The organism is Sphingobium sp. B12D2B, from assembly GCF_025961775.1.
Lineage (GTDB): Bacteria > Pseudomonadota > Alphaproteobacteria > Sphingomonadales > Sphingomonadaceae > Sphingobium.
The window spans coordinates 2875276-2893240 of the sequence record NZ_JAOQOH010000001.1; the positions used below are offsets into that span (position 1 = coordinate 2875276).

Sequence of the window (17965 nt, forward strand, 5' to 3'; positions counted from 1 at the left end):
CCTGTCAGCATCGGCGGCGCGGCTGCAGGATGCTGCGGTCGTCCGGCCGCCGGAAAATGTCAGCGGGTCACGTTATAGCGGAGCTGGTCGGTGGTCAGGTTGAAACCCAGGAGCAGCTCGAAGCTGCTTCGCTGGATCGCCTCGCGCACTTCCGGGCGGGCCAGCGGATCGAGCGCCGCGTCCTGGTCGCCCGTCTTGCGCGGGCGGGTGATCATGCGCTCGATCTCGGGCGGCAGCGTTGCCGCATTGCGATCGATATAGGCAGAGGTGCTGCCGGTCGCCTCGGCACGCAGCGCGCCCTCGGCGAAATTCAGCCGCACCATGGTGACGCGCTTGGCGGTCACCGCCGTCGCGCCGCGCACGACTGCCGCGAAGACGGGCAGATCGACCGTCCGCGCCGGCCCGGCATCGCGGCGCACCGCAACGACCTTGTAGCCGACCTGCGAATAAATGTCCGTCTCACCCGTGGTGCAGGCAGGCCGCACATCGGTGAGCGTCGCGACCACGTCGATCGCACGCGCGTCGCGGCTGTCGGCCGGGTCGAACAGCGTGACGTCGCCGGTGTGCGCGGCCACGGCCACGGTCGGGCATGCGGTGCGGAACTGGATGATGCCTTGTCCGGCGGAGTCGATGTCGCCGCGCTTCGCGCAGCCGGCCATCAGGGCGACAAGAGCTGCCAGAACGGCGGGTTTCGAGAGAGCGGCGATCCGCACGATGGCTCCAATTCCTTCATTCTGGCGCGCGCGGGATATCCCGCGCACAATCGGGTCCGCGCTTCTTAGTCGCGCTCCCACGGGCGCGCAACCGAAAGGGCACGTCGCCCGGACGGGCTGCAAAGACCTCGCCCGCGCCAGATGACCGCAGGATGAACCGGACGGAGGTTGCGCCCTCTCCCATTCTTCCGGCTTTCCCTCGGGCGGCCATGCCCCTAATGGGACTGGATGGATGGATCGACACATATGCCCGACATGCCTGCCTCTCACCAGCGCCCCGCCCTCACCGTTCTGGTCGCCGCACCGCGCGGCTTCTGCGCCGGTGTCGACCGCGCGATCATGATCGTGGAGCGGGCGCTCGAGAAGTTCGGCGCGCCGGTCTATGTCCGGCACGAGATCGTCCACAACCGCTTCGTCGTCGATGGGCTGCGAGCCAAGGGCGCCATCTTCGTGGACGAGCTGGATCAGGTGCCCGATGGGCGGCCAGTGGTCTTTTCCGCCCATGGCGTACCCAAGGTCGTGCCCGCCAATGCGGAGGCGCGCGGTCTCGATTATCTCGATGCGACCTGCCCGCTGGTCTCCAAGGTCCATCGACAGGCCGAGCGGCAGGTGGAGGCCGGGCGCCACATCCTGTTCATCGGCCACGCCAACCATCCCGAGGTGATCGGCACGTTCGGCCAGGTGCCGGACGGCGCGATGACGCTGATCGAGACGCAGGCAGATGCCGAGGCCTTCCAGCCCGCCCCCGGCGTGTCGCTGGCCTTCCTCACCCAGACCACGCTCTCCGTCGACGATACCGCGGAGATCGTCGCGACGCTGGAGCGGCGCTTTCCGGACATTGCCGCACCGAAGGGCGAGGACATCTGCTATGCGACCTCCAACCGCCAGGCCGCGACGAAGGAAATCGCCCGTCGTGCGCAGGCGGTGATGGTCATCGGCGCGCCGAACAGCTCCAATTCCATGCGGCTGGTCGAGGTCGCCGACCGCAGCGGTGCGCGCGCCCGCCTGATCGAAACGGCCGACGAAATCGACTTCGACTGGCTGGCCGGCGTCGAGACGCTGGGGGTGACGGCTGGCGCCAGCGCGCCCGAAGTGCTGGTGCGCAGCGTGATCGACAAGCTCGCCACCCGCTTCGACGTGACCGAGGAGGAAGTGCTCACCACCACCGAATCGATCACCTTCAAGCTGCCGCGCGGCCTGGAAGCGGCCTGAGCCATGGCTGTCTACACGCAGGTGCCGGCCGAGACGCTGGCGCTCTTTCTCGAACGCTACGACGTCGGCACCCTGCTCGCCGCCAAGGGCATCGCCGAGGGCGTCGAGAACAGCAATTATCTGGTCGACACGACCGGCGCGGACGGCAACGGCGCCCGCTTCATCCTGACGCTCTACGAAAAGCGCGTGGATGTGGCGGACCTGCCTTTCTTCATGGACCTGCTCGACCATGTCGGCGCGCGTGGCTGCCCGGTGCCGCGCTTCATCCATGACCGCGAGGGCAAGGCACTGCAGATGCTGTGCGAGCGGCCCGCAGCCCTCATCGAGTTTCTGAACGGCGTCTCGGTGACGCATCCGACCCCGCCTCAGGCCCGGTCCGCCGGCGCGGCGCTGGGGCAGTTTCACCGCGCCGCCGAGGATTTCTCCGGCGAGCGCCCCAACACGCTCGGCCCGGAAGGATGGCACCGCCTCGCCAATGAGTGCGGCGGCGCGCTGGATACCATCCAGCCGGGGCTGGAACAACGCGTGCGGGCCGAACTCGCCTATCTTGATGCGCATTGGCCAAAGACGCTCGCGCGGGGCGTCATCCACGCCGATCTCTTCCCCGACAATGTGCTGATGCGCGGCGATGAAGTCGGCGGACTGATCGACTTCTACTTCAGCTGCACGGACATCCGCGCCTATGATCTCGCCATCATGCATGGCGCCTGGTGCTTCGGGCCCGACGGGCGGGACTTCGACAGCGCCGTGGCTTTGGCGCTGATCGCGGGATATCGCGCGACGCATGGGCTGACCGCGGAGGAATATGCCGCGCTGCCAATCCTCGCACGCGGCGCGGCGCTGCGCTTCCTGCTGACCCGCGCCTATGACTGGATCAACACGCCCGCCAATGCGCTGGTGACGCGCAAGGACCCGCTGGCCTATCTGCGACGCCTCGACTTTTATGCCGAAACGGACGCAGCGGCGCTGTTCGGCTCGGCCTCGTGAAAACCGTTCAGCTGTTCACCGACGGCGCCTGCAAGGGGAATCCCGGACCGGGTGGCTGGGGCGTGGTGCTGCGCTTCAACGGCCATGAGAAGGAGCTTTCCGGCGGGGAAGCGCACACCACCAACAACCGCATGGAGCTGATGGCCGCAATCGCCGGCCTCAACGCCCTCAAGGGGCCATGTCACGTGATTCTCTCCACGGACAGCAACTATGTGAAGGACGGCATCACCCGCTGGATTCATGGCTGGCAGCGCAATGGCTGGCGCACCGCCGACAAGAAACCGGTCAAGAATGCCGACCTCTGGCAGGAACTGCTCGCCGCCGTCGCCCCCCACCGGATCGACTGGCAATGGGTAAAGGGCCACTCCGGCCACCCGGAGAACGAGCGGGCCGACCGCCTCGCCAGTGATGCAGCGGAGCGGGCGCGAGGTTAGGTTTTTCGCGGCTCCGCGCTGCAGTTCGCGTTAGCCCCATAGCGCCCGGTTTGACGCCGGCTGGAACGTCCGCCGCCAACCTTCGTTACGGCGTGGAGCCGATCCTCGGCTTGTCAGCCAAAGATCGGACTTTTATGCCGCCACGCACCCTGATCCAGTTCTTCCATTGGTACACGCAGGATGGAGGGCGGCATTGGGGCGAGGTGGCTGACAAGAGCGCGAGCCTCGCGGACATCGGCATCACCGATGTCTGGCTGCCCCCGGCCGGCAAGGGGGCGGCGGGCGGCTATTCGGTTGGGTATGATGCCTATGACCTGTTCGACCTCGGCGAGTTCGATCAGAAGGGCACGGTGGCGACCAAATATGGCGATCGCGCCGCGCTCGAACGGGCCTGCGCTGCCCTGCGCGATGCCGGATTGCGGGTGATCCACGACGTTGTCTTCAATCACAAGATGGGCGGTGATGAGACGGAGCAGGTGCGCGTGCGCCGGGTCAATCCGGATAACCGCACCGAGATCGAGGACGAAGCTTTCGAGGCGCGCGCCTATACGCGCTTCACCTTTCCGGGGCGCAACGGCGCCCATTCCAAGTTCATCTGGGATGCCCGCTGCTTCAGCGGCGTGGACCATCTCGACGAGCCCAATGAAAATGGCGTCTTCAAGCTCGTCAACGACTATGGCGATGGCGAGTGGAACGCGGAGGTGGACGAGGAACTCGGCAACTTCGATTATCTGATGGGATCGGACATCGAGTTCCGCAACAACGCCGTCTACGAGGAGCTGAAATATTGGGGCCGCTGGCTGGCCGAGCAGCTTCCGGTCGATGGCTTCCGGCTCGATGCCGCCAAGCATATCCCGGCCTGGTTCTTCCGTGACTGGGTGGGACATATGCGGGAGAGCGTGGCGGACGACCTGTTCGTGGTCGCCGAATATTGGCACCCGGACATGACCGCCCTGCAGACCTATCTCGACCGCGTCGATCATCAGCTCGCTCTGTTCGACGTCGCCCTGCATCACCGCTTTCACGAGGCCTCGTGCGCGGGCGACGCATTTGACATGCGGACGATCTTCGACGGTTCGCTGGTGGCGGTGTCCCCGGACCGAGCTGTGACGATCGTCGCGAACCACGACACCCAGGCGCTGCAGGCCATGGAAGCACCCGTCGAGACCTGGTTCCGCCCGCTGGCTTATGCGCTGATCCTGCTGCGCGACGCCGGGGTGCCGTGCGTGTTCTATCCCGATCTCTATGGCGCGCGGTACAAGGATACGGGCGGCGATGGCGAGACTCATGAGGTCGAGATGCCGCCGATTGACGGCCTCGAGAAGCTGATCGAAGCGCGGCAGCGTTTCGCGCATGGGCCGCAGACCGATCTGTTCGACGATCCCCACGCCATCGGCTTCATCCGCCACGGCACGGAGGATGCGCCGGGCTGCGTCGTGCTGCTCACCAATGCGGGCGATGCCACCAAAGTCTTCGATCTCGGCCCGGATCATGCCGGCGCGGGTTTCCGCGATTATCTCGGGCATTGCGAGGAAGAAATCTGGTCGGACGACGAGGGACGGCTGACCGCGCGGGTGAATGGCGGAAGCGTGAGCGTGTGGGTGCGCAGCGACGCATTTTGAGGGGCTCAGCGCCAGCGCATTGCCCTTTTGGGAACTCCGAGGCGACCGATGCTCAGGAACGACCCTCCAACATCGCGCGTTGGCTCAATTGAAAGGAGTTCTCAGATGGAAGATGAGGTTCACAAGACCACCGAAGACGCCCGTGCCGGCCAGACGCCGCACATCGTCCGTTATGTGCTGAGCATCTCGCTCGTGCTTGCGGTGATTGTGATGGCGGTCGTTCTGTTCTGGGGCTCGGCCCAGAGCTGACGCCGGCCTGAACGCGCTTTTGCGCGCAGAAAGTGGGGCCGGACGCGGCCGGCCCACATTCCTTAAATATCGCGGCGCCCGAGCAAGCGCAGACGCAGGGCGTTGAGCTTGATGAAGCCAGCCGCATCCCGCTGATCATAGGCGCCCGCATCATCCTCGAAGGTCACAACCTTCTCGCTGTAGAGCGAGTTGGGCGACTTGCGGCCCACGACGATGCAGCTGCCCTTATAGAGCTTGAGGCGGACCGTGCCCGCGACCTTCAGCTGGCTGTGGTCGATTGCTGCCTGCAGCATCTCGCGCTCGGGTGAGAACCAGAAGCCGTTATAGACCAGTTCCGCATAGCGCGGCGCCAGTTCGTCCTTGAGGTGGGCGGCGCCGCGATCCAGCGTCAACTGCTCGATGCCGCGATGGGCCAGTGCATAGATGGTGCCGCCCGGCGTCTCGTACATGCCGCGCGACTTCATGCCGACGAAGCGGTTCTCGACCAGATCGAGCCGGCCAATGCCGTGCTTGCGGCCCAGCTCGTTGAGCGCCTCGAGCAGCGTCGCCGGGCTCATCGCCTGGCCATTGAGGGCCGTGCCGTCACCCTTTTCGAAATCGACGGTGATATATTCCGGCGTGTCCGGCGCATCCTCGGGATTGACGGTGCGCGAATAGACATAGTCCGGCACCTCCTCCCACGGATCTTCCAGCACTTTGCCCTCCGAGGAGGTGTGCAGCATGTTGGCGTCGGTGGAGAAGGGCGCCTCGCCGCGCTTGTCCTTGGGCACCATGATCTGGTGCTGCTCGGCCCACTCGATGAGCTTGGTGCGCGAGGTCAGATCCCATTCGCGCCACGGCGCGATGACCTTGATATCCGGCTGGAGCGCATAATAACCAAGCTCAAACCGCACCTGGTCATTGCCCTTGCCGGTCGCGCCGTGGGACACGGCATCGGCCCCGACCATCTTGGCGATCTCAATCTGGCGCTTTGCGATCAGCGGCCGCGCGATGGAGGTGCCGAGCAGATACAGCCCCTCATACATGGCGTTAGCGCGCATCATCGGGAAGACATAATCCCGCACGAATTCCTCGCGCAGATCGTCGATGAAGATGTGCTCGGGCTTCACGCCGGCATTCAGCGCCTTTTGCCGGGCCGGCTCCAGCTCCTCGCCCTGCCCCAGATCGGCCGTGAAGGTCACGACCTCGCAGCCATAATGGATTTGCAGCCACTTGAGGATGACGCTGGTATCGAGGCCACCGGAATAGGCGAGAACAACGCGCTTGATGGTGTCGGACATGGCGACAGGGGTCTTTCGAACTGGAGGTCGAGGATCAGGCCGGTCGCCTATCAGCGTCACTCAAAACGCGCAACCTGTGAGGGACGCCGGGCGCGCCAATCCGGTGGGAGCCCGCCTCTAGTCATCGGCAAGATCGATCATTGAGACGACTTTAATCGATTTTCATTCTTGAACGGGTGGCATTATTGTCAGCCTTGGAACGCAGCCTGCAGCCTGCGTCCATTGCTCGCCGGTTCCCCACGGCCGCGCGGGCACCTGCTGCCCCGGCACCCCCCTCCTGCCGGGGCAGCTATCGCCTCCCGAAATTCCCCAGCATCCGGCAGACCACGGCAGTTTTGCGCTGGCCTCAATCAAACCGCCCGGCCCCATGTCTGGAGCCGGGCGGCGAAGCATCCGTCATGGAAGGGGGATTATGCCGCGAGATCGAACCGATCGGCATTCATCACCTTCACCCAGGCCGCGATGAAGTCGGCGACGAACTTGTCGGCAGCGTCGGACGACGCGTAGACCTCCGACAGCGCCCGCAACTGGGAGTTCGATCCGAACACCAGATCGGTGCGGGTCGCGGTCCATTTCTCCATGTCCGTCTTGCGGCAGGTGCCGACGAACACCTCGTCACCGCGATCGTCGACTTCCTTCCACGCCGTGCCCATGTCGAGCAGGTTGACGAAGAAGTCGTTGGTCAGCTGGCCGGGACGATCCGTCAGCACGCCTTCCTTGCGACCATCATGATTGGCACCGAGCACGCGCAGCCCGCCCACCAGCACCGTCATCTCCGGCGCGCTCAGGCGTAGAAGCTGGGCGCGGTCGATCATCAGCTCCTCGGTCGGCACGCTGAAGCGCACCTGGAGATAATTGCGGAAGCCGTCTGCCTTGGGCTCCAGCACGGCGAAGCTCTCGGCATCGGTCCAGTCCTGCACGGCGTCGGTGCGACCGGGCGTGAACGGCACCGTCACCGTGCGCCCCGCTGCCTTGGCGGCCTGCTCGATGCCGACGCTGCCGCCCAGCACGATCAGATCGGCAATGCTCACCTTCTTCCCGCCCGATGCCGTCGCGTCGAAGTCTGCCTTGATGCCCTCATAGACATTCAGGACGCGGGCCAGTTGCGCGGGCTGATTGACTTCCCAGTCCTTCTGCGGCGCAAGGCGGATGCGCGCGCCATTGGCGCCGCCGCGATGGTCCGAGCCGCGATAGGTCGAGGCCGAGGCCCAGGCGGTGGTAACCAGCTCGGCCACGGACAGGCCCGATGCCGCGATCTTCTCCTTGAGCGCTGCCACATCGGCGGCGTCGATCGGCGCATGGTCGGCCTTGGGGATCGGGTCCTGCCAGATCAGGTCTTCGGTCGGCACCTCCGGGCCGAGATAGCGCGCCTTCGGCCCCATGTCGCGGTGACACAGCTTGAACCAGGCCCGTGCGAAGCAATCCGCGAAATAGTCCGGATTCGCCCGGAATTTCTCCATGATCACCCGATAGGCGGGGTCCATCTTGAACGCCATGTCCGCCGTGGTCATCATCGTCGGCACATGCTTGGCAGGATTGTGCGCGGCCGGGGCCAGCGTCTCGGGCGGATTGCCGACCGGCTGCCACTGTTTCGCGCCGGCAGGGCTGCGCACCAGTTCATACTCATGGTCGAGCAACATGTCGAAATAGCTCATGTCCCAGCTGATCGGCGTCGGCGTCCACGCGCCTTCGATGCCGCTCGTGATCGTATGATCGCCGATGCCGCTCTCATGGCTCGACTGCCAGCCCAGGCCCTGCTGCGCGATGTCTGCGCCTTCCGGCTCGGCGCCGATCTTGGAGGCATCGCCCGCGCCATGCGCCTTGCCGAAGGTGTGGCCACCGGCCGTCAGGGCAGCTGTCTCTTCATCGTCCATGCCCATGCGCTTGAACGTCTCGCGAATGTCCCGTGCGGACTGGAGCGGATCGGGATTGCCGCCCGGCCCTTCCGGGTTGACGTAGATGAGGCCCATCTGGATCGCGGCGAGCGGGTCTTCCAGCGCGCGGCCCTCAGCTTCGTCAATGCGGGTGAGATTGCCTTCCTGGCCCACCCACTGCTCCTCGGTGCCCCAGTAGATGTCCTTCTCCGGCTCGAACACGTCGGCCCGGCCGCCGCCGAAGCCGAAGACCGGCCCGCCCATCGATTCGATCGCGACATTGCCGGCGAGGATCATCAGGTCCGCCCAGCTCAGCTTGGCGCCATATTTCTGCTTGATCGGCCAGAGCAGCCGGCGAGCCTTGTCGAGATTGGCGTTGTCCGGCCAGCTGTTGAGCGGGGCGAAGCGCTGCTGCCCGCTATTGGCGCCACCGCGACCGTCACCGGTGCGATAGGTGCCCGCCGAGTGCCACGCCATGCGGATGAAGAACGGGCCATAATGGCCGTAATCCGCCGGCCACCAGGGCTGGCTGTCCGTCATCAACGCATGGAGGTCGCGTTTGACGGCCTCATAATCCAGCGTCTTGAATGCTGCGGCATAGTCGAAATCGTCCCCCATCGGGTCGGTGGAGAGACCGTTTCTCTGGAGAATTTCGAGCGAGAGCTGGTTGGGCCACCAATCCCGGTTGGTGCGGCCCAGCAGCGAGCGCATGGCTGCGGACGTCTTCATCGGGCAACCCGACGGCGAACCACTTGTTTTCGCGTCCATTTCAATATCCTTCCCGATCAAAATTCATTGAGGGGAGATTATCGAATAGCGGCCGCCTGAAACAGCGATTAAACTTCGTTATTGAAAGCTAGATTTTCGATCAAGGATCAGCCCTTGGCGCGATAGCGTGCCTCGGCCTGCGCCATATAGTCTCGCGTGATCGGCAGAGTGTGGCGATTGCGGACGAACTGGAGCTGGTAGATCGTCTGGCTGCCATAGAGGAAGCCGGACGCTGCCGCCGCCAGATAGAAGGTCCACATGCGGAAGAAGCGCTCGTCATACAGGGCGACGATCTCCGTCTTCGCCGCAAGCGTGCGCTGATACCAATGCTCGAGCGTATAGTAATAATGCATGCGCAGCACTTCGATGTCGGTCAGCAGCAGGCGGTTGGGCTCGCTGCCTTCCATGATCTCCGACAACGCCGGGGCGTAACCGCCGGGGAAGATATACTTGCGCATGAAGCCATCCGTCGATGACGGGCCATTGAGGCGGCCGATGGTGTGCAGCAGCATCACCCCGTCCGGCTTCAGCAGGTTATGGCAGGTGCGGAAGAACTCGCGATAATGGCGCACGCCGACATGCTCGAACATGCCGACCGAGACGATGCGATCGAACGTGCCGTTCACATCGCGATAATCGATCAGCTCGAACCGGACGCGATCGGCGACGCCCGCCTCCTGCGCCCGGCGCCGCGCGACTTTGAGCTGCTCCTCGGACAAGGTGACGCCAAGCACGTCCACATCCGCCACGCGGTTGAGATAAAGGGCCATGCCGCCCCAGCCGCAACCGATATCCAGCACCTGCTGACCGGACTTCAGATCGAGCTTGGCGGCGATATGCGCCTTCTTGTCGATCTGCGCCTGCTCCAGGCTCACGGCATCGGGGTCGGTAAAGTAGGCGCAGCTATATTGCCGGTCCTTGTCGAGGAACAGCGCGTAGAGCTTGTCCGACAGGTCGTAGTGATGCGCGACATTGGCCTTGGAGCGACTGCGCTTGTTGTAATTGTCGCGCCAGTGCTTGATCCGCTCTCCCAGCCAGCCGAGCAAGCTCGGCTCATCGAGCGTCTTGCCGCTTTCCAAAGGCGAATTGGCCGCGACCAGCATGATCAGGTTCCAGATGCTGCCCTGCTCGATGATGAGCTTGCCATCCATGAACCCTTCGGCCGCGCCGAGCGCCGGATTGGTGAGGATGGCGCGTGCGGCGGCATCATCGGTGAAGCGGATGGCGACGTCCGGCCAGCCCCTCACGGCTGTTCCCAACACTTCCTGCGACCCATCCGCATAGCGGATGGTCAATGTGCCCTGACTGATGATCTTGCCGAGCAGGCGACCCAATATTCTCATGGCGCGCGTTTATAGCGCGGCGGATCGTTCGGTCACCCCCTTATCACGAAGAGCGGGCGCTTTCCCTGACCGTTCCATCTGCTATTCCGCTGCCTCGGCCCATCGGAGATGAGACGATCATGACCACCCCCAGCTTCCACAGCTACCGCCCGGCCGATGGCCATGGGCTGGCGCACAATCCGCTGAATGCCATCGTCGCGCCGAGGCCCATCGGGTGGATCGGGACGGTCAGCGCGACCGGTGTGCCCAATCTCGCGCCCTACAGCTTCTTCAATCTCTTCGCCTACAGCCCGCCGATCATCGGCTTCTCATCCAGCGGCGTGAAGGACAGCCTGACCAACGCCCGTGCGACCGGCGTCTTCACCTGGAATCTGGTCGGCCGCTCCCTGGCCGATGCGATGAACGCCACATCTGCAGAGGTCGCGCCAGACATCGACGAATTCACGCTCGCTGGGCTGGAACCGCTCGCCTCGGCGGAGATCGCGGCACCGCGCGTCGCGGCCAGTCCGGTGCAGTTCGAATGCCGGGTGACAGACATACTGCCGCTGCGTGGCCTTTCCGGCGCGCAAACCGGCAATGTCATGGTGTTTGGCGAGGTGGTCCACATCCACATTGATCCGGCCTGCCTGCATGACGGCATCTATCGCACCACCGATGCCGTGCCGGTGGCGCGGGGTGGAGGGCCGGCCGATTATTACGAGATCCGGCCCGACACGCAGTTCCTGATGAAGCGCCCCGGCTGAACCCTCGGCTTAGCCGAGCGCGGCCTGCTTCTCGGCTGCGAGCCGGTCCAGCTCGGCGCGGCTCTTCTTCTCGCTGGCGGATTTGAGCTGCCCGCAGGCGGCCATGATGTCGCGACCGCGCGGCGTGCGCACCGGCGCGGAAATGCCCGCCTCGAACACGATGTCCGAGAAGCGCCGGATGCGCTCGGGCGTCGAGCACTCATAAGGCGCGCCGGGCCAGGGGTTGAACGGAATGAGGTTCACCTTGGCCGGCAGACGATATTGGCGGAGCAGACGGACCAGTTCGCGCGCATCCTCATCGCTGTCATTCTTGTCCTTGAGCATCACATACTCAAAAGTGATGCGACGGGCATTGTTGGCGCCGGGATAGTCGGCACAGGCCTGGAGCAGCTCTTCCAGCCCGAACTTGCGGTTGAGCGGCACGATCTCGTCGCGCACCTCCTTGGTGACGGCATGGAGCGACACGGCCAGATTGACGCCGATTTCCTCGCCAGCGCGCGCCATCATCGGCACCACGCCGCTCGTGGAGAGCGTGATGCGACGCTTGGAGAGCGCCAGCCCGTCGCCATCCATCACCACCTTGAGCGCATCGCGCACATGCTCGAAATTATAGAGCGGCTCGCCCATGCCCATCATCACGATGTTGGTGAGCAGGCGCCCGTCCGGGCTGTACTGCGGCGCGTCGTCGTCCTCTTCCTCATCGACCTCGCCGAAGCCGGCCATGCTGCCCTTTGGCCACTCGCCAAGGGCATCGCGCGCGAGCATCACCTGCCCGACGATCTCGCCCGGCGTCAGATTGCGCACCAGACGCATCGTGCCGGTGTGGCAGAAGCGACAATTGAGCGTGCAGCCAACCTGGCTAGACACGCACAGCGTCCCCCGGTCCGCATCGGGGATGAAGACCATTTCATAATCCTGCGCGTCGTCGGAACGCAGCAGCCATTTCCGCGTGCCATCCGCGCTGATCTGCGCTTCTACCACATTGGGCCGCCCGACGATGAAGCGCTCGGCCATCCAGCCCCGCATCGGCTTGGCCAGATCGGTCATGCGTTCAAAGTCGGTCTCACCGCGATGATAGAGCCAGTGGAAGAGCTGCTTGGCGCGCAGCTTCGCCTGCTTCTCATCGAGACCGGCCGCACTCAGTTCGGCCTTGATCTGGGCGCGGGAGAGACCAACGAGATCGACCCGCCCGTCCTCGCGCGGCGTGATCGCGCGGGGGACCGGCACAGGATCGACATGGCCGGGGATCGGCATGAGGGGCGTCGCAGTGTGGGGCATGGGGGCGCATATAATCGCATGTTGGAGCTTGCGCCAGTGGCGTTGACCAACGCCGATCCCGGCAGAGCATCCCCATACGAAACCGGATCTCCCGTCGTTGCGGGAACCCGGCGAGCGAGGAGCCGTTACGCTTTGGTCGTCCGGGCCCCTCTGGCGCTTGCTCACAAGCGTGATGTCGGACGCCCCATCGCGCCCGAGGCACATCATTCCACATATGCCATTCCCGTGGAATCCTTCGGCGCCTATCGGAGGATTGATCCATGAAGTTCGCGTTCCCGCTCCCCCTCGCCGCCCTGGCCTCGCTCGCCTGCGCGACGCCCGCCCTCGCCGCGGACCGTGCCCCGACCGCGGAGGAGGCGAAGGCCATCACGGCTGTGCTACACGACGCGGGCTTTAAAAGCTGGGACGAGATCGAGTTCGACATCGACGACAACCGCTGGGAGGTCGATGACGCGCGCGATGCGCAGGGCCAGCAGTGGGATCTCCATCTCGCCCCGAAAACCTACGCGATCGTCCGCCGCGAACGAGACTGACGGCGGGCTGACTAGTTCGCAAAGCGCTTGAAATAGCTGCTGTCCAGCCAGCGCGGGTGCTCCGGCGCGTCGGCGACGCGCTGGGTGAGCGCGATGACATAGTCGGTCAGCTTGACGCCCTCGGCCTTCATCACCGGCTGCAGAAGATCATCTTGGGGAGAATGGTAGATGTTCGCGCGCCACGCGGCCTCCACCGCCTCCTCGGGCGTGCCGAGCTTGAAACCATATTTGGGAAAGAGCGCCGGGATGCCCTGCTTAATGAAACTATATTGATCCGACCGGATGAACACGTTGCGATCCGGCTTGGGGTCCGGGACGATGGGCAGGCCCATCGCCTCGCTCACCGCCTGCGCATGAGCGCCGAGCGTGCTCTCCTCATAGCCGATGGGCGTGATGCTGGTCAGCGGAAAGATCGGCAGCGGCATGTCCAGATTGATGTTCGCCACGATCGACCCGGCCGGCACCGTCGGACGACTGGCGAAATAGCGCGAGCCGAGCAGGCCCTTCTCTTCTGCCGTGACGATGGCGAACAGGATCGAGCGGCGGGTCTTTTGGGGCGCCGCCGCCAGCGCCCTGGCCGCCTCGATCATGCTGGCGACGCCGACGGCATTATCGAACGCCCCGTTGTAGATGGCATCGCCATTGACCGGCGTTCCGATGCCATAGCCGTCCAGATGCGCCGAGAGGACGACATATTCCGAGGCCAGTGCCGGGTCCGATCCGGGCAGGACCGCGATGATGTTGTTGCTGCTGAGCGGCTTTTGGGTCGCCTCGATAGTCGCAGCAAAACGGCCCGGCAGGTCGAAGACGGGCAGCGGCGCGGATGCGTCCGACAGGGCGGACAGCGCCTCGAAGCTCTGCCCCGTGCCCTCGAACAGCAGGCCGGCCTTTTCCGGCGAGAGGGTGGCCATCATGAAGGGCGCCGAGACATCGCGCAGCGCCGGATCGGCCAGATACATGGAGGAAAGGCTCGCATTGCCGACCTGCCGCTCCCACCGGATCTCGACCTGCTTGGGGGTGGTGAGCGCAATCATGCCGAGGGCGCCACGCTCAGCGAGGAGCTTCGCGCGCGCCGAGCGCGCATCCGACTTCAGCGCTCCCGAAATGTCGGCCGGGCCGCCGGACAGCACGACCACCACCTTGCCCTTGACGTCGATCCCCGCGAAATCATCATGACCGGCCTCAGCTATGGAGAGGCCATAGCCGGCAAAGACGAGCGGCGCGTCGATGCTGGCCGGCATGGGCGTGTTGCCACGGAAGAACAGATCCTGCGGGGTCGCCAGAACCACATCGCCCGACGCGCGCTTGAGCACCGCCGTGCTCGCCGGCTGATCGAAGCGCTGCTCGACCAGATCGACACGCTGAAAATAGCTGTCCGTTCCCGCCGCCCGCGCCCCAAGCTTGCGAAAGGCCTCGACGACATAATCAGCCGCGCGATCATAGCCCGGCGTGCCGGCTCCACGCCCTTCATTGGCATCGCTGGCAAGTTCCTCGACATGGTCCCACCAGGCATTGATCCGCTCAGGGGATGGGTCGGGCAGTTGCGCAGCCAGTGGCGTGGCGATCAGGCAGCCAATGACTGCCCCTAGGGCGTGGCGATAGAACATGAAGCATGGTCTCCCCGGACGATGCGCCGCATGCTGCAATGCAACAAGAGCGCTGTCAACGCGTGGCGGGACCGGGAAAGCAGCGCTTAACGTCGCCGCGCGCAGCCCAGCGCCGCCGCATCGATGGCGGTGGCGGCACCGCTCAGGGCATAGCGATCGGTAAAGCGCCCGCCTGCCCGTGCCCGCCCGGATATGCTCATCGTCCGATTGGTGCGCATCGCGGCGATGATTGCCGCATCGCTTGCTGGGTCCGCCGCCCAAACATCCGCCTCGGACCCAACCAGCGCGAACTGCCTGCCGCCGAGGGACAGAACCGCGTGCGTATCCTTGGCCAGTTGATGGCTGAGGCGAATATTCACCTGTCCGCGCAGCCCGGCGCGGGGCCAATAGCCAATGGCGGCGAACGGGCGCCAGGGCGATGCTTCCCAGCCCCCGGCCATCGGCTGGGCCATGGCAAAGCAGCGCTGGGCGTTCGGATCCCGGAACGCGCCCCAGCCCTCGAACACGCCGAGCACGTCCCGCGTCCGCGCGTTGCCGGCCGCGGCAAGCGCGGCGCCGATCAGCAGCAGAGCGAGCGCGCGGACAGGGCAGGTGAGCGTCATGCCGCCGGACAAAGCGTAACGCGCCCGCGAACACAAGACGGCGCCGGGTGGACGCGCGCTTTTTTCTCGGGGCGACTTGCCCCATGCGGCAATTTCGATAAGGAATGAGGCTCCAAGAGCGGACTCCTTCGCTCCGACTCCATCAACCGGATAAGAAACGGACACCAGAGGGATGAAGGCCACCATCGAACGTGCGACGCTCCTGAAGAGCCTCGGCCATGTCCAGTCGGTCGTGGAGCGGCGCAACACGATCCCGATTCTCTCGAACGTGCTGATCGACGCGACCGGCGACGGCGCCATCAAGCTGATGGCCACGGATCTCGATCTGCAGATCGTCGAGAATGTGCAGGCGCAGGTGGAAACGCCGGGCGCCACCACCGTCTCGGCCCACACCCTGTTCGACATCGCGCGCAAGCTGCCCGAGGGCAGCCAGGTCCGCCTGGAAGCTGCCGAGGGCAAGATGCTGGTGCAGGCCGGGCGTGCGCGCTTCAACCTGCAGACGCTGCCGCGTGACGACTTCCCGATCATCGCGGAAGGCGCGCTGCCCACCAGCTTCGAGCTGCCGGCCGCCTCGCTCATCCAGATCATCGACAAGACGCGCTTTGCCATCTCCACCGAGGAGACGCGCTATTATCTGAACGGCATCTTCCTGCACGTCGCGGAAGACCCCGCCCCGGTGCTGAAGGCCGCCGCGACCGATGGCCACCGCCTCGCCCGCGTCACGGTCGTGCGCCCCGATGGCGCGGAGGGCATGCCGGACATCATCATTCCGCGCAAATGTATCGCCGAGCTGCGCAAGCTGCTCGACGAGGTGGATGGCAGCGTGCGCATCGACCTCTCCCCCACCAAGATCCGCTTCGACCTTGGCAATGCGGTGCTGACCAGCAAGCTGATCGACGGCACCTTCCCGGATTACAGCCGCGTGATCCCGACCGGCAACGACAAGCTGCTCAAGATCGATCCGCGCAGCTTCGAGGAAGGCGTGGACCGCGTCGCGACCATCGCCACCGAGAAGACCCGCGCCGTGAAGATGGCACTGGAGAAGGACAAGATCACCCTTTCCGTCACCAGCCCGGAAAACGGCACCGCCGCCGAGGAAGTGCCCGGCGACTACAGCGCCGCACCCATCGAGATCGGCTTCAACGCCCGTTACCTGCTCGACATTCTCGGACAGGTCGAGGGCGACTCGGTGGAAGTCCACCTCGCCGACGCCGCCGCGCCGACGCTCATTCGCGAGAATGAGAAGGCGCCGGCGCTTTACGTGCTCATGCCGATGCGGGTCTGATCCCGCGCACCAGGCTTATTTGGGATTGCCCAGCACCGAGAGGGCCGCGACCGACAGGCTGCGTATGGCCGTTGGGATGGCGCTTTCGGCGTCCGGCAGGAAGTAGGGCGAGTGGTTTGTCGGGAGCGGCTCGCCACGCTTGGCATAATCCGCGATGACCGACGACAGATAGCCGCCGACACCCAGATAGACCGAGCGCATGCCGCTGGCTGACACCAGTTCCGAATAATCCTCGCTGGCAGAACCGCCCGGCGCGCTGGCCGGGATCAGCGTAATGTCGTCCCACCCCGCCGTGCGCAGGGCAGCTGCGGTTTTCGCAGCGAGATCATCGTCATTGATGACCGATGCCGCGCCCCGGCTGTGATCGATCACCGGTTCGGGCGCCTGCGACATCGCCGCGACGGAGAGCGCCGTGCGCTTCACGCCCTCGACCAGCTGCTCGCGAACCTCCGGCGAGAAGGAGCGCAGCGTCAGGGCCAGCGATGCCGTGTCCGGGATGATATTGGCCGCCGAGCCCGCCTGGAACGAGCCGACCGTCACGACCCCGAACTCAAACGGATCCTTCTGCCGGCTGACCACGGTTTGCACATCCATCACGAAGCGCGCGCCCATCACGACGGGATCGATGGTGCGGCTCGGCATCGAGCCGTGACCGCCCTTGCCCTTGAAAGTGATCCGGATGGTGTCCGAATTGCTGGTAAAGGCGCCCTGCTTGACGACGATCCGGCCGACAGGATCATTGCCGACATGGGCCGCAAAGCCGTAATCGGGCTTGGGGAAGCGCGTGAACAGACCGTCCTCGACCATCTTGCGCGCGCCCTGCCCGCTTTCCTCGCCCGGCTGGGCGACAAACAGCATCGTCCCGCGCCACTGGTCCCGCATGGCGAGCATGGCTTTCGCCGTGCCGACCCACCAGGCCATGTGCAGATCATGGCCGCAGCTATGCGCGACGAACGTGGTCTTGCCTTGATACTGCGCCTCACGGGTGCTCGCGAAGGGCGACTGGCTCAGCTCCTTCATCGGCAGGGCATCCATGTCCGCACGGATCAGCACCACCGGCCCCTCGCCATTGCGCAGCACGGCGACGACGCCGGTCCCGCCGACCTTCTCGGTAACCTCCAGCCCCAGCTTGCGCATTTCCTGCGCCAGCCGCGCGGCCGTGCGGGTTTCCGCCAGGCTCAGCTCGGGATTGGCGTGCAGATCGCGGTAGAGCGCGATCAGATCAGGCGTGCTCTGCTTGATGGATTGCTCGATAGCACCGGTCGCTCGCGCATCCACGGTCGCGGCCATGGCCGGACTGGCCAGCGCCGACATGGCGAGGAGGAACGCGAGAGGGGATTTGAGCATGGCATCTCTCCGGAAAGCAGGAGGCTGGGTGGCACGAAGCGGGCCGGAGCATAGACATGGGTCTGGGCGAGGTGAAGTTGAAAGTTAT

At 65.1% G+C, this 17965-nt stretch carries 16 protein-coding genes; 8 read left to right on the top strand and 8 right to left on the bottom strand.

Features of this window, described 5'->3' with window-relative positions; all coding sequences use genetic code 11:
* Positions 1–59 precede the first annotated feature (59 nt).
* Entirely contained in the window at positions 60–713 is a 654-nt protein-coding gene (locus M2335_RS13615; RefSeq protein ID WP_264576441.1) for a hypothetical protein, read from the bottom strand.
* 255 nt (positions 714–968) lie between these two features.
* Between M2335_RS13615 and ispH the strand changes: the two genes are divergently transcribed.
* The 5 genes from ispH to M2335_RS13640 all read left to right on the top strand — a co-directional run bounded on the left by ispH (position 969) and on the right by M2335_RS13640 (position 5217).
* Positions 969–1925 carry a 4-hydroxy-3-methylbut-2-enyl diphosphate reductase gene (ispH, locus tag M2335_RS13620; RefSeq protein ID WP_413716148.1) on the top strand — a complete coding sequence of 319 codons (957 nt, stop codon included), beginning with the start codon at positions 969–971 and terminating at the stop codon, positions 1923–1925.
* A 3-nt stretch (positions 1926–1928) separates the two neighbouring features.
* Positions 1929–2912: a homoserine kinase gene (thrB, locus tag M2335_RS13625; protein WP_264595033.1), complete on the top strand. Its 984-nt coding sequence runs from the start codon at positions 1929–1931 to the stop codon at positions 2910–2912.
* Positions 2909–3346, top strand: coding sequence for a ribonuclease HI (rnhA, locus tag M2335_RS13630; protein ID WP_181558845.1), 438 nt, complete (start codon positions 2909–2911; stop codon positions 3344–3346). The genes thrB and rnhA overlap by 4 nt, the downstream gene beginning before the upstream one ends.
* Before the next feature lie 134 nt (positions 3347–3480).
* A complete protein-coding gene (gene amyA / locus M2335_RS13635; protein WP_264595034.1) occupies positions 3481–4968 on the top strand; it encodes an alpha-amylase in 1488 nt (495 codons plus the stop codon).
* A gap of 105 nt (positions 4969–5073) precedes the next feature.
* The gene (locus M2335_RS13640) at positions 5074–5217 is read left to right on the top strand and encodes a hypothetical protein (RefSeq protein ID WP_181558843.1); all 144 of its coding nucleotides are present in this window, start codon (positions 5074–5076) and stop codon (positions 5215–5217) included.
* Between the two features lie 62 nt (positions 5218–5279).
* On the opposite strand, the gene M2335_RS13645 is transcribed toward M2335_RS13640, so the two are convergent.
* The 3 genes from M2335_RS13645 to M2335_RS13655 form a co-directional block, all read right to left on the bottom strand.
* Complete coding sequence (locus tag M2335_RS13645) at positions 5280–6497, bottom strand: argininosuccinate synthase (RefSeq protein ID WP_264572181.1); 1218 nt, start codon at positions 6495–6497, stop codon at positions 5280–5282.
* Positions 6498–6907: 410 nt separating this feature from the next.
* Positions 6908–9139, bottom strand: coding sequence for a catalase/peroxidase HPI (gene katG / locus M2335_RS13650; RefSeq protein ID WP_264595035.1), 2232 nt, complete (start codon positions 9137–9139; stop codon positions 6908–6910).
* A 107-nt stretch (positions 9140–9246) separates the two neighbouring features.
* Entirely contained in the window at positions 9247–10482 is a 1236-nt protein-coding gene (locus tag M2335_RS13655) for an SAM-dependent methyltransferase (RefSeq protein WP_264576448.1), read from the bottom strand.
* Positions 10483–10601: 119 nt separating this feature from the next.
* Here M2335_RS13655 and M2335_RS13660 point away from each other — a divergent pair, with 119 nt between their 5' ends.
* The gene (locus M2335_RS13660; protein ID WP_264595036.1) at positions 10602–11225 is read left to right on the top strand and encodes a flavin reductase family protein; all 624 of its coding nucleotides are present in this window, start codon (positions 10602–10604) and stop codon (positions 11223–11225) included.
* Between the two features lie 9 nt (positions 11226–11234).
* Here M2335_RS13660 and rlmN read toward each other — a convergent pair whose 3' ends face one another.
* Positions 11235–12503 carry a 23S rRNA (adenine(2503)-C(2))-methyltransferase RlmN gene (gene rlmN, locus M2335_RS13665; RefSeq protein ID WP_264595037.1) on the bottom strand — a complete coding sequence of 423 codons (1269 nt, stop codon included), beginning with the start codon at positions 12501–12503 and terminating at the stop codon, positions 11235–11237.
* Positions 12504–12763: 260 nt separating this feature from the next.
* Here rlmN and M2335_RS13670 point away from each other — a divergent pair, with 260 nt between their 5' ends.
* The gene (locus M2335_RS13670) at positions 12764–13036 is read left to right on the top strand and encodes a PepSY domain-containing protein (protein ID WP_264586662.1); all 273 of its coding nucleotides are present in this window, start codon (positions 12764–12766) and stop codon (positions 13034–13036) included.
* A gap of 11 nt (positions 13037–13047) precedes the next feature.
* On the opposite strand, the gene M2335_RS13675 is transcribed toward M2335_RS13670, so the two are convergent.
* Positions 13048–14643, bottom strand: coding sequence for a M28 family metallopeptidase (locus M2335_RS13675; RefSeq protein ID WP_264595038.1), 1596 nt, complete (start codon positions 14641–14643; stop codon positions 13048–13050).
* A gap of 86 nt (positions 14644–14729) precedes the next feature.
* Positions 14730–15245 (bottom strand): hypothetical protein, encoded by a 516-nt coding sequence (locus M2335_RS13680; protein ID WP_264595039.1) that lies wholly within the window; start codon positions 15243–15245, stop codon positions 14730–14732.
* Between the two features lie 172 nt (positions 15246–15417).
* Between M2335_RS13680 and dnaN the strand changes: the two genes are divergently transcribed.
* Entirely contained in the window at positions 15418–16530 is a 1113-nt protein-coding gene (gene dnaN / locus M2335_RS13685) for a DNA polymerase III subunit beta (RefSeq protein ID WP_181558834.1), read from the top strand.
* A gap of 15 nt (positions 16531–16545) precedes the next feature.
* Here dnaN and M2335_RS13690 read toward each other — a convergent pair whose 3' ends face one another.
* Complete coding sequence (locus M2335_RS13690; RefSeq protein ID WP_264595040.1) at positions 16546–17877, bottom strand: amidohydrolase; 1332 nt, start codon at positions 17875–17877, stop codon at positions 16546–16548.
* Between the last annotated feature and the right edge of the window lie 88 nt (positions 17878–17965).

Bases quoted from the DNA above. Each gene is read 5' to 3' on its own strand.
- ispH (WP_413716148.1), top strand. From the start codon at position 969: ATGCCTGCCTCTCACCAGCGCCCCGCCCTCACCGTTCTGGTCGCCGCA.
- rlmN (WP_264595037.1), bottom strand. From the start codon at position 12,503: ATGCCCCACACTGCGACGCCCCTCATGCCGATCCCCGGCCATGTCGAT.
- dnaN (WP_181558834.1), top strand. From the start codon at position 15,418: ATGAAGGCCACCATCGAACGTGCGACGCTCCTGAAGAGCCTCGGCCAT.
- thrB (WP_264595033.1), top strand. From the start codon at position 1,929: ATGGCTGTCTACACGCAGGTGCCGGCCGAGACGCTGGCGCTCTTTCTC.
- M2335_RS13660 (WP_264595036.1), top strand. From the start codon at position 10,602: ATGACCACCCCCAGCTTCCACAGCTACCGCCCGGCCGATGGCCATGGG.
- M2335_RS13645 (WP_264572181.1), bottom strand. From the start codon at position 6,497: ATGTCCGACACCATCAAGCGCGTTGTTCTCGCCTATTCCGGTGGCCTC.
- M2335_RS13655 (WP_264576448.1), bottom strand. From the start codon at position 10,482: ATGAGAATATTGGGTCGCCTGCTCGGCAAGATCATCAGTCAGGGCACA.
- M2335_RS13670 (WP_264586662.1), top strand. From the start codon at position 12,764: ATGAAGTTCGCGTTCCCGCTCCCCCTCGCCGCCCTGGCCTCGCTCGCC.
- amyA (WP_264595034.1), top strand. From the start codon at position 3,481: ATGCCGCCACGCACCCTGATCCAGTTCTTCCATTGGTACACGCAGGAT.
- M2335_RS13640 (WP_181558843.1), top strand. From the start codon at position 5,074: ATGGAAGATGAGGTTCACAAGACCACCGAAGACGCCCGTGCCGGCCAG.
- M2335_RS13690 (WP_264595040.1), bottom strand. From the start codon at position 17,877: ATGCTCAAATCCCCTCTCGCGTTCCTCCTCGCCATGTCGGCGCTGGCC.
- M2335_RS13680 (WP_264595039.1), bottom strand. From the start codon at position 15,245: ATGACGCTCACCTGCCCTGTCCGCGCGCTCGCTCTGCTGCTGATCGGC.
- M2335_RS13675 (WP_264595038.1), bottom strand. From the start codon at position 14,643: ATGTTCTATCGCCACGCCCTAGGGGCAGTCATTGGCTGCCTGATCGCC.
- katG (WP_264595035.1), bottom strand. From the start codon at position 9,139: ATGGACGCGAAAACAAGTGGTTCGCCGTCGGGTTGCCCGATGAAGACG.